The following is a 12,043-nucleotide window of genomic DNA, read 5'->3' on the forward strand; positions in this document are numbered from 1 at the left end:
GGCGGTATACCCCCGCACTCCTCACGCTAAAGGCGCGAATCGCACCGCGCGCGACATACGTCGCATCCGCCACGCCCCCCGCGCGCCGACGCCGGCAGATCGGCGATTCCGGCCCGTGCCCCACCGACGGTGGGGCAGTGATTCCTTTCTCACCCGTCCGTCGTGGTCCGTTGAGGACGGCCAGGGATGTGCAGCCAAGCCGGTTCTTCGCTCTGGCCGGCCAAACCCTCCCCGCGGGGACCGGGGGTCCGTAGGCTGGCTCTGCCTGATGACGGGGCTGAGGAGTTGGGGCAGTTGGGCATTCGCAGAGCAACCGAGGAAGAGTTCGTCACGTACACCTCCACGGGTGACGACGTGAGTGTCGAGATCGAGGCCAGAGACAACGACTTTCGGCCACTCCGCCCTGACCAGCCCGTCGCCAACCTCGACCGTGTGTTCCGACCGGTGGGTGAGGCTGCAGCGGCCGCATTGCGCGCGGTGCGGGAGACGCAGCCGGACGAGGTGACCATCCACTTCGGGATCAAGGTGACCGGCAGCGGAGAGGTCGTGGTGGCGAAGGCTTCGTCCGACGCCCACTTCGAGATCACTCTGAGCTGGAAGTCGGGGGAGCCACGGCAGTGAAGGTGTTCATCAGCTGGTCGGGGCCCCAGTCGAAGCTGATGGCCGAATCGCTCAAGTCCTGGCTGAAGTTCGTGATCCAAGCCGTCGACCCGTTCGTCTCGTCGCTGGACATCGCAAAGGGGGACCGAGGGCTCAGAGTGATCGCTTCCGAGCTGGAGCAAACCTCGTTCGGGATCATCTGCGTCACCCGCGAGAACAGCCAGGCGCCGTGGATCAACTTCGAGGCGGGTGCACTCTCCAAAGCCCTCGGGGAGTCGCGGGTAATCCCCTGCCTGCTGGACCTGCCGGTCAAGGACCTCACGGGGCCACTGGCGCAGTTCCAGGCGACCTCCAGCGCCAGCAGGGAGGACGTGCTGGCCATGGTCCGTGCCATCCGCGACCACGCGAACCTCAAGGACCTGAACGACGTGCACCTGGAGGCGACCTTCGATGCGTTCTGGTCACGACTTGAGGAGAACCTGGAGCGGGCCAGAAACGTGCCTACGGAGCGCCTCAACTCGACACCGGTCCGTGCTGCAGGGGAGATCTTGGAGGAAGTTCTCGTACTTACGCGACGTCAGGAGGGCGTGCTGCGCACGCTTTTCGAGCGCGTGGACTCCTCGGTGCCCATGCTGAAGGTGAAGCAGGGCCCAGACAGCGAGAACGAACGCAAGACTCATCGGGCAGTCATTGACATGCTGATCGCCAGCCTGGGCATCCCGCATGACAGCGCGCTCAGCTACCGCGTTGTCACCGAGCGAACCCCAGAGGAGTACCAGGTGGTGTACGAAGCGGGGGCGATCTCGGCCCGCAGTGCGGAGCAAATCAGGGACCAGCTCAACGACTTCGTCGCCACTCGGCGCGTGCACGTGTCCATCAAGTCGAAGGACGGATTCGAGATCATCGCGGGCCCCGGCAAGGAGACCCTCGTCCTGCCGCCCGCGGACCCGCCGGCGCCGGGTGCCATACCGAGGGCCGGGCAAGAGGGGGCACCCCCTTGGGACGAGCCCGCAGCGCAGTCCCGGCCCACTCCTGGGGCCTGGCCCGGGGCGGCGTCTCCGGCCGTGGGTGGGCGGCCCGGGGCCTGGCCCGGGGCGATGTCCCCGGGCGTGGTCGGGACCCAGGACAATTCCGCCTCGGCCGCCGAATGAGCCCTCTGCCCCGCCGAGCGCTACTGGCCAACCTGCGGCGCTCCACAACCCTCGGGTCCTTCGCCCGCTCCTTCCTCACCGGCCTCGGCCTCGTCGCGGGCATCGTCGGGCTCGGCTCCGGGCTCTTCCCGGACCTCGCCAAGGAGTTCGGCCTGCTCATCCTGACCGGAGCTCTGTCCGTCTCGCTCGGCTACGGGCTATGGACGGCGTGGCCGCGCTCCTCGTACAGCAGGGAGTTCACCGTCCCGAGGACCAGGGTCTCCATCACCGTCGGTGATCTTTTCTCCCAGGACGGCCACCTGGTCATTGGCATGACCGACACCTTCGACACCGAGCCGCCGCGCATCATCCACCCGACCAGCGTCCAAGGCCAGTTCCTCGCCCAGGTGTACGCGAATGACACTGCCAGGCTCGATGCTGAGCTCGCGGACGCGCTACGCACCACCCCGATCGTCAGTCGCGAGTCCCCAGATGCCAAGCCGCGCGGCAAGCTCGATCGCTACCCGCTCGGCACCGTCGCCGTGCTCCGCGACGCGCACCGCAGTTACTTCGGGCTCGCGTACAGCAGGATGAGCGGGGAGTGCGTCGCTGAGTCCAGCGTGCCGCGCCTCTGGTCGGCCCTCACGTCGCTCTGGGCAGCCATACGAACCGAGGGCGACCTGGAGACGGTCAACATCCCCACCATCGGCCTCGGACTGGCACGCCTCTCGGGCCAGATTTCCCAGGCCGACCTGGTGCACCTCATCGTGATCTCGTTCCTCACGGCGTCCCGCGAGCGGGTCATCACCGAGCACCTGCGGATCGTGCTCTCCCCGCAGAGCGCCGAGCACACGGACCTGCGCAGGTTGGCAGCCTTCCTCGGCGCGCAGTGACAGCCTGCTCACAAGGTAGACGTCAGCGGGGGGAGGCGGGGGGTAGGGCCGGCGCCGCGCTGGCTTTCGCCGACCTGCTGCCGGAGCCGGACCCGGCCGCGCCGGGGGCCTGAGAATTTCCCCGCGTATTCTCCGCAGCCACCCGCAGAAACCCGGAATCAGCCGACAGCACCCGACGTGCCCCACCCCACCCAGGGGTGCGTCCGGCCGCTCCGGCGACCATCGAATCGGGCCATGACCAGCAAAAAGACCCTCCCGGAGGAGGGTCTCGTGTATTGCGCCCCCGGCAGGACTCGAACCTGCGGCCAAGTGCTTAGAAGGCACCTGCTCTATCCACTGAGCTACGGGGGCCGGGTGGTGGCCTGGTGGCCGGGAGCCCCTGGTGGGTGGGGCTTGGCCTGCCGGGTCAAGGATAGGGCTCCGATCCCCTTGGCCCGGTTGCTTCACCTGCGTGGCACGATGTGGAGGTTCGGTGAAGCGGAACGATAATCGCAGGCAGGTGCGATTCCCGCAGCGCTTTTCGCGCCACTTGGCCCGGGTGTTGTGCACTCGTTATGCCTGAGGCTCGTGTTCATCAGCTGTTCGGTCGGCGCGCAGGACCCCTATACGCTTCAAAAAGGCTCCAAAATTGGGCATTCTTCGCATGTGGTGACCTTGGACGAACGGCCTCAGCTCATCGACGCACTCTCCGCCCTGCGCGACTGTGTCGCCGCCGTGCGTCTCCCCCTCCCTCTGCCGGGCGCTCCACGCGCCCGGCAGAACCGCTCCGAGCTGCTGGCTCAGCTCGACGACTATCTGGTGCCCCGGCTGAAGGACCCCGACGCCCCGCTCCTCGCCGTCGTCGGCGGCTCCACCGGGGCAGGCAAGTCCACCCTCGTCAACTCCCTTGTGGGGCGGCGGGTCAGCGAGGCCGGGGTGCTGCGGCCCACCACGCGCACGCCCGTGCTTGTCTGCCACCCCGACGATCACCACTGGTTCGCCGGGATGCGCGTCCTGCCCCAGCTCACCCGCGTCTGGCTGCCCCACCAGGACGACGACCACCCGGCCGAGGAGCCCCCGGAGGACAACGCGCTGCGCGTGGAGACGTCCTCCACGCTGACCCGCGGGCTCGCCCTGCTCGACGCGCCCGACATCGACTCCCTCGTCGTCGAGAACCGCTTGCTCGCCGCCGAGTTGATCTGCGCCGCCGACATCTGGGTGATGGTCACGACCGCCTCCCGGTACGCCGACGCCGTCCCCTGGCATCTGCTCCGTACCGCCAAGGAGTACGACGCCACGCTCGTCACCGTCCTCGACCGCGTCCCCCACCAGGTCATCGGCGAGGTCTCCCGCCAGTACGAGGCCCTGCTCGACAAGGCGGGGCTCGGCGACGTCCCGCGGTTCACCATCCCCGAGCTGCCCGAGTCCGCGGGCGGCGGCCGCGGGCTGCTGCCCGACACCGCCGTCGCCCCGCTGCGCGCCTGGCTCGCCCACCGCGCCCTGGACCCCGCCGCCCGCCAGCAGGCCGTCGGCCGCACCGCCTCCGGTGCCGTCGGCTCCCTCGACACCCGGATCCCCGAGCTCGCCGGAGCGGTTGCCGCCCAGTACGCCGCCGCCGTCCGACTCGGCGGCGCCGTCGAGACCGCGTACGAGGCGCAGAGCGAGCGCCTCCTGCAACAGCTGCGCCGCGGCGCCGTCCTGGCCGGGGACGCCCGTACCCGCTGGCGCGGCTACCCCCGCGACAGCTCCGCCGACGAGCTCCTCGACGCCCTCGTCGAATCCCTCGCCGCCCTCCTCCAGTGCGCGGTCGCCGCCGCCGACGAGCAGGTACGGGACGCCTGGCGCCGGGAACCCGCCGCGGGCGCCCTCGGCGCCTCCGTCGCCGCCCCCGACCGGGAGGCGAGCGAGCGGATCGAGATGACGGTACGGCGCTGGCGGCGCGTCCTCGAAGAGCTGGCCGAGGAGGAGCTCCGCAGCACGGAGCGACCCGCCACCGCCCGTACCGCCGCTCCCGAACCCGACACCGTCGCCGCCCTGCTCGCCGCCGCTCTCCTCGGCGGCCGCCGCACCCGCAGCGCCGGTGAACGGCTCGCCGAACTCCTCGGCGCCCAGGCCGCCCTGCGCCTGCGCGACAAGGGCGGCGAGCTGGTCATGACGTACCTCGACCGAGCCCTGCACACCGAGCGCGACCGGCGCCTCGCGCCCCTCGACGCCCTCGATGTGACCCCCGAGCCGCAGGCGGAGCTCATCGCCGCGCTCTCCGTACTGCAGAAGGAGAAGTGACGACCGGTGAGCAGCACCACGGGCACCACGGGCACCACGGACACGACGAGCGGCACGAGCAGCGCAGGCACCACGGGCGGCATGGGCGCCACGGTGGACGACCGCTGGGACGACGGCCTGATCGCGCGCCGGGCGGCGGAGCGGGCAGGCGAGCGAGAGGGCGAGCGAGAGGGTGAGAAGCCCGCGACGGACGGAGGGCCCGCCGGCGCGGAGGACGGCCTTCCGCCCCTCGTCGGGCCCTACGGAGGCTCCCTGCGCACCCGCCTCGACGCCCTCCACGAACTCGTCGGCCTCTCCCGTACGCGCCTGGAGACCGACACCCTCGCCGAGGCCGGACTCGCCGAGGCCGGCCGCGTCCTGGACGAGGCCTCCGCCCGCCAACGGCTCTCCGCGCGCCACACCGTCGTGGCCATCGCCGGACCCACCGGCAGCGGCAAGTCCACCCTCTTCAACGCCCTGGCCGGCGTCCCCGTCTCCGAGACCGGCCTGCGCCGCCCCACCACCTCCGCGCCCATCGCGCTCAGCTGGTCCGAGGGCTCGGCGGGTCTCCTCGACCGGCTCGCCGTCCCCGGCCGGCTCCGCCGCCGCCCCCTCGCGGGCGGCGCCGCCGACGAGGACCTGCAGGGGCTCGTACTGATCGACCTGCCCGACCACGACTCGGCCGTCACCGCCCACCGCGACCAGGTCGACCGGGTCCTCGGCCTGGTCGACGCCGTGATCTGGGTCGCCGACCCCGAGAAGTACGCCGACGCCGCTCTCCACGAGCGCTATCTGCGCCCCCTCGCGGGCCATGCCGAGGTCACCTTCGTCGTCCTCAACCAGATCGACCGGCTGGGCGGCGAGGCCGCCGATCTCGTCCTGGACGACCTGCGCCGCCTCCTCGACGAGGACGGCATGGCCCTCGGCGAACACGGCGAGCCCGGCGCCACCGTCCTCGCGCTCTCCGCCCTCACCGGGGAGGGCGTGGGCGAACTGCGCGAGCTGCTCGGCCGGTTCGTCCAGGAGCGGACCGCGCCCGCGCGTCGCCTCTCGGCCGACGTCGACGCGGCGGCCGCCCGGCTCCGGCCGGTGTACGTCTCCGACGGGCAGACCGGCCTCGGCGAGCGGGCGCGGGAGGACTTCGCGGGCCGCCTCGCGGTCGCCGTCGGCGCCACCGCCGCCGGCGAGGCCGCCGAACGCGTCTGGCGCCGGGGCGCCATCCGCGCCTGCGGCACCCCCTGGCTGCGGCTCTACCGCTGGTACGAGAGGGTCCGCGCGCACGGCTCCACCGATCCGGGGCTCCAGACACCGGTGGAGGACGAACTGACCGCCCGTCAACGGGTGGAACAGGCCGTACGGACCGTCGCCGACGAAGCCACGCGCGGGCTGCCCGCGCCCTGGGCGCAGGCGGTGCGCGAGGCGGCGGCACGAGGCGCCGACGGGCTGCCCGAGGCGCTCGACGAACTCACGGTGACGATCGGGGACCCGGCCGCCCGGCCGCCGCGGCCCGCCTGGTGGCCGGCCGCCGTCCTGGCCCAGGTCCTCATGACGTTCCTGCAGATCTTCGGTGCGCTGTGGCTGGTCGCCCAGATCGTCGGCGTCGTCGAGCCGGGGCTGCTGCCGCCGGTCCTCGTCATGATCGGCGGCATCGTCGGCGGGCCGTTGGTGGAGTGGGCGTGCGCCGCCGCCGTGAAGGGACCGGCCCGGCGGTACGGGCAGGAGGCCGAGCGGAAGTTGCGGGAGGCGGCCGCCGCATGCGGGCGGGCGCGGGTACTGGACCCGATCTCGGCGGAGTTGATGCGGTACCGGGAGGTGCGCGAGCAGTACGTGACGGTGTCGGGGACCCGGTCGGGCGCGCGGGTGGCGCGGCTGGGCGGGAGCTACGGCGCGGGCGGTTCGCGGTGGGGCGGTGCGAGGCCGGGGGCGCGGTTGAGATGAGCGTCGCCCCCTGGCGGGTGACGGAGTTTTCCCCAGGGCGTCGTTCCTCCACAGGTCCGGGCGGGGGCTCGCGGACCGGTCCAACATGGATCCAGCGAAAGGGGAGGGTCATGAACGACACGATGGTGACGCTGGTCGGGAACGTGGCGACGAGCGTGGAGTACCGGGATACCGCGACGGGCGGGGTGGCCCGGTTCCGCTTCGCGGTGACCGCGCGCCGCTGGGACCGGGAGCGCGGTGCCTGGTCGGACGGACACACCAGCTTCTACACGGTGTTCGCCTGGCGGGCGCTCGGCGCGAACCTGGCCGCCTCGGTCTCGGTGGGCGAACCGCTGGTGGTGCACGGCCGGTTGCGGGTGCGCGAGGAGGACGTGGAGGAAGGCCGGCCCGACGGCCGACGCAGGACGTTCGTGGACATCGACGCACTGGCGGTGGGCCACGATCTGACGCGCGGTACGGCGGCGTTCCGCCGGGCGGTGAAGGCCGAGCCACGCCCGGCGGAACGCCAGGAGAACGGGACCGGGGAGCGGGACCCGTGGGAGGCGGCGGAGGCCCCGAAGGCCCTGGAGCCCGTGCTCTGACCTGGAGTTGTGGGGATTTGTCGATACCGTGACCAGCGCTTCCTCGCGGAAGGGCTCCGGTGATAACGATTCCGAGTCGGAATGGTTATCAGACCGTATGGAGGGGCACTCGGGTCTTCCCCGTCCCTAGGATTCCCGGGTACTCATACGGGACTTGAGTCGGTACTTGAGTCTCCTGGGTCAACTGGGTCTGTGAATCTGCTGGCGAGCGCTCCCCCCACGTGTCACGACCGACGACGCGGAGCAGCTCGCCCGGAGGGGAAATTCATGTTTTCTGTTCGGAGGCGCGGCGTTGCCCGCCTTGCCGCCGCGACCGTGGTCTCCGGCCTCGTCGCTGCGGGTGCGATAGCCGTGGCTGGACCGGCCGCGGCTGATGAGGGGCTCGAGGGCACCGGCGGCGCGACCGCCACGCTGGGCAAGCTCACCGTCTTCGACAAGGTCAAGATCGAGGGCCAGGGCGAGTACTCCGCCGGCCTGTTCGAGATGCAGGTGACGCCCGGCGGTTCGCTGCAGACCTACTGCATCGACCTCTACACCGGCGCCAAGACCGGCCAGGAGTACAAGGAGGTCGGCTGGGACCAGTCCTCCCTGCACAACAACAAGAACGCCGGCAAGATCCGCTGGATCCTGCAGAACTCCTACCCGCAGGTGAACGACCTCGACGCCCTGGCCAAGAAGGTCGGCGCGACGAACCTCACCGAGAAGACCGCTGCCGCCGCGACGCAGGCCGCGATCTGGCACTTCTCGGACAGCGTCGAGGCCACGCCGGTCAACGAGGACGCCCAGAAGCTGACGGAGTACCTGGAGAAGGAAGCGCAGAGCCTGGAGGAGCCCAAGGCCTCCCTCAGCGTCTCCCCGGCCTCCCTCGCCGGTAAGTCCGGCGAGCGCATCGGCCCGGTCACGGTGGACACCAACGCCGCCTCGGCCGCGGTCTCCCTCGCCCCGGGCGCCCCCGAGGGCGTCAAGCTGGTCGACAAGGACGGCAAGGTCGTCTCCAACGTCGCCAACGGCGGCAAGGTCTACTTCGACGTCCCGGCCGGCGCTGCCGACGGCTCCGCCGAGCTGAAGGTCCAGGCCGACACGACGGTCCCGATCGGCCGCGCGTTCGTCTCCACCAAGGTCAAGAGCCAGACCCTGATCCTGGCCGGCACCAGCACCTCCAGCGTCAACGCCAAGGCCACCGTCACGTGGGCCAAGAAGGGCGCGATCCCGGCCGTCACGGCGGAGAAGAACTGCGCCAAGGGCGGCCTGGACGTCACGGCCTCCAACGAGGGCGACGAGGACTTCACCTTCGAGCTGAAGGGCCAGAAGGTCACCATCGCCGGCGGTCAGTCGAAGACGGTGACGATCCCGCTCGCCGAGGACCAGGCGTACGACTTCACCATCACCGGCCCGAACGGCTTCGAGAAGACCTTCAAGGGTGTCCTCGACTGCAAGACGGCCACCCCGGGCCCGCTCCCGTCGGAGACCCCCTCCACGAGCCCGTCGAACGAGCCGGCCCCGGCCACGGCCGGCGGCTCCACCACCGGCTCCACCACCGGTGGCGGCGACCTCGCCGAGACCGGTAGCTCCAACGCCACCCCGATGATCGCCGGCATCGCCGCGCTCCTCGTGGTCCTCGGCGGCGGCGCGGTGTTCTTCCTCCGCAAGAAGAAGACCGCCGGCCAGTAGCCCCCGCGGAACGGCCCCCGACGGCCCCGGTGCGCACCCGCGCACCGGGGCCGTCGCACGTTCCCGGGCGGCCGCGGGGCGCACGAATACGGCCATTGGCCACCGACCGTGACAGATCGACTACCCGGATGTCCGGGGGAACCCGCAGATCAGGGGCTCCGCGAGGTACTGGTTTCCGCCTGAGGGTGGCGGTCAGGCAAGATGGGGTGTATCTGCCCACTCACTCTTTGCCGGACGGTTTCTCTTGGCTGAGTACATCTACACGATGCGCAAGACGCGCAAGGCGCACGGCGACAAGGTCATCCTCGATGACGTGACGCTGAGCTTCCTGCCCGGTGCGAAGATCGGTGTGGTCGGCCCGAACGGTGCCGGTAAGTCCACCGTCCTCAAGATCATGGCCGGTCTCGAGCAGCCGTCCAACGGTGACGCCTTCCTGTCGCCCGGCTACACCGTCGGCATGCTCCTCCAGGAGCCCCCGCTCGACGAGTCCAAGACCGTCCTGCAGAACGTCCAGGACGGCGCCGCCGAGATCATGGGGAAGCTGCACCGCTTCAACGAGGTCGCCGAGCTCATGGCGACCGACTACTCGGACGCGCTCATGGAGGAGATGGGCAAGCTCCAGGAGGACCTGGACCACGCCAACGCGTGGGACCTGGACGCGCAGCTGGAGCAGGCCATGGACGCGCTGGGCTGCCCGCCCGGCGACTGGGCCGTCACCAACCTCTCCGGTGGCGAGAAGCGCCGCGTCGCGCTCTGCAAGCTCCTCCTCGAGGCGCCCGACCTGCTCCTCCTCGACGAGCCCACCAACCACCTGGACGCCGAGTCCGTGCAGTGGCTGGAGCAGCACCTCGCCAAGTACCCCGGCACCGTCGTCGCCGTCACCCACGACCGGTACTTCCTCGACAACGTGGCCGAGTGGATCCTCGAGCTCGACCGCGGTCGCGCCCACCCCTACGAGGGCAACTACTCCACCTACCTCGACACCAAGGCGACCCGCCTCAAGGTCGAGGGCCAGAAGGACGCCAAGCGCGCGAAGCGTCTGAAGGAAGAGCTCGAGTGGGTGCGGTCGAACGCCAAGGGGCGTCAGGCCAAGTCCAAGGCCCGTCTCGCTCGCTACGAGGAGATGGCCGCCGAGGCCGACAAGATGCGGAAGCTGGACTTCGAGGAGATCCAGATCCCGCCGGGCCCGCGCCTGGGCTCGATCGTCGTCGAGGTCAACAACCTCTCCAAGGCCTTCGGCGAGAAGGTCCTGATCGACGACCTCAGCTTCACCCTGCCGCGCAACGGCATCGTCGGTGTCATCGGCCCCAACGGCGCCGGCAAGACCACGCTCTTCAAGATGATCCAGGGCCTCGAGACCCCGGACTCCGGCGACATCAAGGTCGGCGAGACCGTCAAGATCTCGTACGTCGACCAGAGCCGCGCCAACATCGACCCCAAGAAGACGCTGTGGGCCGTCGTCTCCGACGAGCTGGACTACATCAACGTCGGCCACGTCGAGATGCCGTCCCGCGCGTACGTGTCGGCCTTCGGGTTCAAGGGTCCGGACCAGCAGAAGCCGGCCGGCGTGCTCTCCGGCGGTGAGCGCAACCGCCTCAACCTCGCGCTCACCCTCAAGCAGGGCGGCAACCTGCTGCTCCTCGACGAGCCGACCAACGACCTGGACGTCGAGACCCTGTCCTCGCTCGAGAACGCGCTCCTGGAGTTCCCCGGTGCGGCCGTGGTCGTCTCCCACGACCGCTGGTTCCTCGACCGAGTCGCCACGCACATCCTGGCGTACGAGGGCGACTCGAAGTGGTTCTGGTTCGAGGGCAACTTCGAGTCCTACGAGAAGAACAAGATCGAGCGGCTCGGCCCGGACGCGGCCCGTCCGCACCGTGCCACGTACAAGAAGCTGACCCGAGGCTGAGCGTGCGCCACATCTACAGCTGTCCCCTGCGCTGGTCGGACATGGACGCCTTCGGGCACGTCAACAACGTCGTCTTCCTGCGGTACCTGGAAGAGGCGCGGATCGACTTCATGTTCCGGCTGGCGCCGGGCGACGGTTCGCCGTCGTTCTCCGGCGGGTCCGTCGTGGCCCGGCACGAGATCGACTACGTACGGCCGTTGGTCCACCGGCACCAGCCGGTGACCATCGAGTCGTGGGTCACGAAGATAGGCGCGGCGTCGCTGACGATCGCGTACGAGATCAAGGACCCGGACGTGACCTACGTACGGGCCTCCACGGTCGTCGTGCCCTTCGACCTCGAGGCGCAGCGCCCGCGTCGTATCTCCGCCGAGGAGCGTTCGTACCTCGAGGAGTACATGGACGACGGGATGACGGCCGCCGCATGATCGCGCCGCTGCACTTCGCCGATGCCAGGGAGGCGGCGGACCTCGCCGCCTTCCTGGCCCGGCTGATCCACTACGACCGCGCCGCCGCCGTCCGCCTCCAGGCCGGGGGCGGGGCGCTCGCGGTGTTCGGCCGGCCGCCGTCGTTCGAGGTGCTCGCCATCCGCACGGCGCGGCTGGTCGACGCGGTGGATCTGGACGTCACGGTCTCCGCCGGTGAACTCCTCGAAGGCATCGAGGAGTCGGCCGGCAAGGCCGTCGTCCCCGACGCCGTCACCGGGCCGCCGTGGGCCGGCGTCCTGCCGCCGCGCGGCGGATGGGAACCGGTCGCCGGACTGCCGGGCGCGGCGCAGCTGCGCGGAGCCGTCGCGGCGGCGGTCGCCGAATTCCGCGCGCGGGACGAGGAGTTGCCGCAGGAGCGGCGGACGCGGGCGGAGCGGGACCGGATCGGCCGCGAGATCTGGTCGCGGACGGTGACGGAGACGGGGCTCCCGCTGCGGGCCGTGCACGCGGCGCAGTCGCTGGGCTTCCTGCCGGGGGAGGGAGTGCCGGTGGCGCTCTTCTCCTCGGGGCCGTGGCTGCGGCTGCGCACCCCGTACGGGTCGATAGCCCTCCGTTCCGTGCCGTCGTCCCTGACCGTCACCCCGGCCTGACCGCC

10 protein-coding genes and 1 tRNA gene are annotated in these 12,043 nt (G+C 70.7%); 10 read left to right on the forward strand and 1 reads right to left on the reverse strand.

The window, feature by feature from the left end; translation table 11 throughout:
- Window positions 1–354: 354 nt before the first annotated feature.
- Genes ACFV9D_RS34430 through ACFV9D_RS34440 form a run of 3 tightly spaced genes read left to right on the forward strand, consistent with a single transcriptional unit; the run spans window position 355 to window position 2,623 of the window.
- Window positions 355–621 carry a CU044_2847 family protein gene (locus ACFV9D_RS34430; protein ID WP_385155361.1) on the forward strand — a complete coding sequence of 89 codons (267 nt, stop codon included), beginning with the start codon at window positions 355–357 and terminating at the stop codon, window positions 619–621.
- On the forward strand, window positions 618–1,751 hold the full coding sequence (locus ACFV9D_RS34435; RefSeq protein WP_385155364.1) for a hypothetical protein: 1,134 nt from the start codon (window positions 618–620) through the stop codon (window positions 1,749–1,751). The genes ACFV9D_RS34430 and ACFV9D_RS34435 overlap by 4 nt, the downstream gene beginning before the upstream one ends.
- The gene (locus tag ACFV9D_RS34440) at window positions 1,748–2,623 is read left to right on the forward strand and encodes a macro domain-containing protein (RefSeq protein WP_385155367.1); all 876 of its coding nucleotides are present in this window, start codon (window positions 1,748–1,750) and stop codon (window positions 2,621–2,623) included. Before ACFV9D_RS34435 ends, ACFV9D_RS34440 begins: the two co-directional genes overlap by 4 nt.
- A 278-nt stretch (window positions 2,624–2,901) precedes the next feature.
- On the opposite strand, the gene ACFV9D_RS34445 is transcribed toward ACFV9D_RS34440, so the two are convergent.
- Window positions 2,902–2,974: transfer RNA gene (locus tag ACFV9D_RS34445), tRNA-Arg, on the reverse strand.
- A gap of 303 nt (window positions 2,975–3,277) precedes the next feature.
- Here ACFV9D_RS34445 and ACFV9D_RS34450 point away from each other — a divergent pair.
- The 7 genes from ACFV9D_RS34450 to ACFV9D_RS34480 all read left to right on the forward strand — a co-directional run bounded on the left by ACFV9D_RS34450 (window position 3,278) and on the right by ACFV9D_RS34480 (window position 12,038).
- Window positions 3,278–4,885 carry a dynamin family protein gene (locus ACFV9D_RS34450; RefSeq protein WP_385155370.1) on the forward strand — a complete coding sequence of 536 codons (1,608 nt, stop codon included), beginning with the start codon at window positions 3,278–3,280 and terminating at the stop codon, window positions 4,883–4,885.
- A gap of 81 nt (window positions 4,886–4,966) precedes the next feature.
- A complete protein-coding gene (locus ACFV9D_RS34455) occupies window positions 4,967–6,802 on the forward strand; it encodes a GTPase (protein WP_385155447.1) in 1,836 nt (611 codons plus the stop codon).
- A gap of 110 nt (window positions 6,803–6,912) precedes the next feature.
- Complete coding sequence (locus ACFV9D_RS34460) at window positions 6,913–7,383, forward strand: single-stranded DNA-binding protein (protein WP_385155374.1); 471 nt, start codon at window positions 6,913–6,915, stop codon at window positions 7,381–7,383.
- A gap of 267 nt (window positions 7,384–7,650) precedes the next feature.
- Window positions 7,651–9,054 carry a Cys-Gln thioester bond-forming surface protein gene (locus ACFV9D_RS34465; protein WP_385155377.1) on the forward strand — a complete coding sequence of 468 codons (1,404 nt, stop codon included), beginning with the start codon at window positions 7,651–7,653 and terminating at the stop codon, window positions 9,052–9,054.
- Between the two features lie 244 nt (window positions 9,055–9,298).
- Window positions 9,299–10,963, forward strand: a complete 1,665-nt coding sequence (ettA, locus tag ACFV9D_RS34470; protein WP_385155380.1) for an energy-dependent translational throttle protein EttA — start codon at window positions 9,299–9,301, stop codon at window positions 10,961–10,963.
- Window positions 10,964–10,965: 2 nt separating this feature from the next.
- A complete protein-coding gene (locus tag ACFV9D_RS34475; protein ID WP_385155383.1) occupies window positions 10,966–11,388 on the forward strand; it encodes an acyl-CoA thioesterase in 423 nt (140 codons plus the stop codon).
- Window positions 11,385–12,038 (forward strand): hypothetical protein, encoded by a 654-nt coding sequence (locus ACFV9D_RS34480; protein ID WP_385155385.1) that lies wholly within the window; start codon window positions 11,385–11,387, stop codon window positions 12,036–12,038. Before ACFV9D_RS34475 ends, ACFV9D_RS34480 begins: the two co-directional genes overlap by 4 nt.
- The last annotated feature ends 5 nt before the right edge of the window (window positions 12,039–12,043 follow it).

The organism is Streptomyces sp. NPDC059875 (assembly GCF_042731085.1).
Lineage (GTDB): Bacteria > Actinomycetota > Actinomycetes > Streptomycetales > Streptomycetaceae > Streptomyces.

Bases quoted from the DNA above. Each gene is read 5' to 3' on its own strand.
- ACFV9D_RS34440 (WP_385155367.1), top strand. From the start codon at position 1,748: ATGAGCCCTCTGCCCCGCCGAGCGCTACTGGCCAACCTGCGGCGCTCC.
- ACFV9D_RS34455 (WP_385155447.1), top strand. From the start codon at position 4,967: ATGGGCGCCACGGTGGACGACCGCTGGGACGACGGCCTGATCGCGCGC.
- ACFV9D_RS34460 (WP_385155374.1), top strand. From the start codon at position 6,913: ATGAACGACACGATGGTGACGCTGGTCGGGAACGTGGCGACGAGCGTG.
- ACFV9D_RS34465 (WP_385155377.1), top strand. From the start codon at position 7,651: ATGTTTTCTGTTCGGAGGCGCGGCGTTGCCCGCCTTGCCGCCGCGACC.
- ACFV9D_RS34480 (WP_385155385.1), top strand. From the start codon at position 11,385: ATGATCGCGCCGCTGCACTTCGCCGATGCCAGGGAGGCGGCGGACCTC.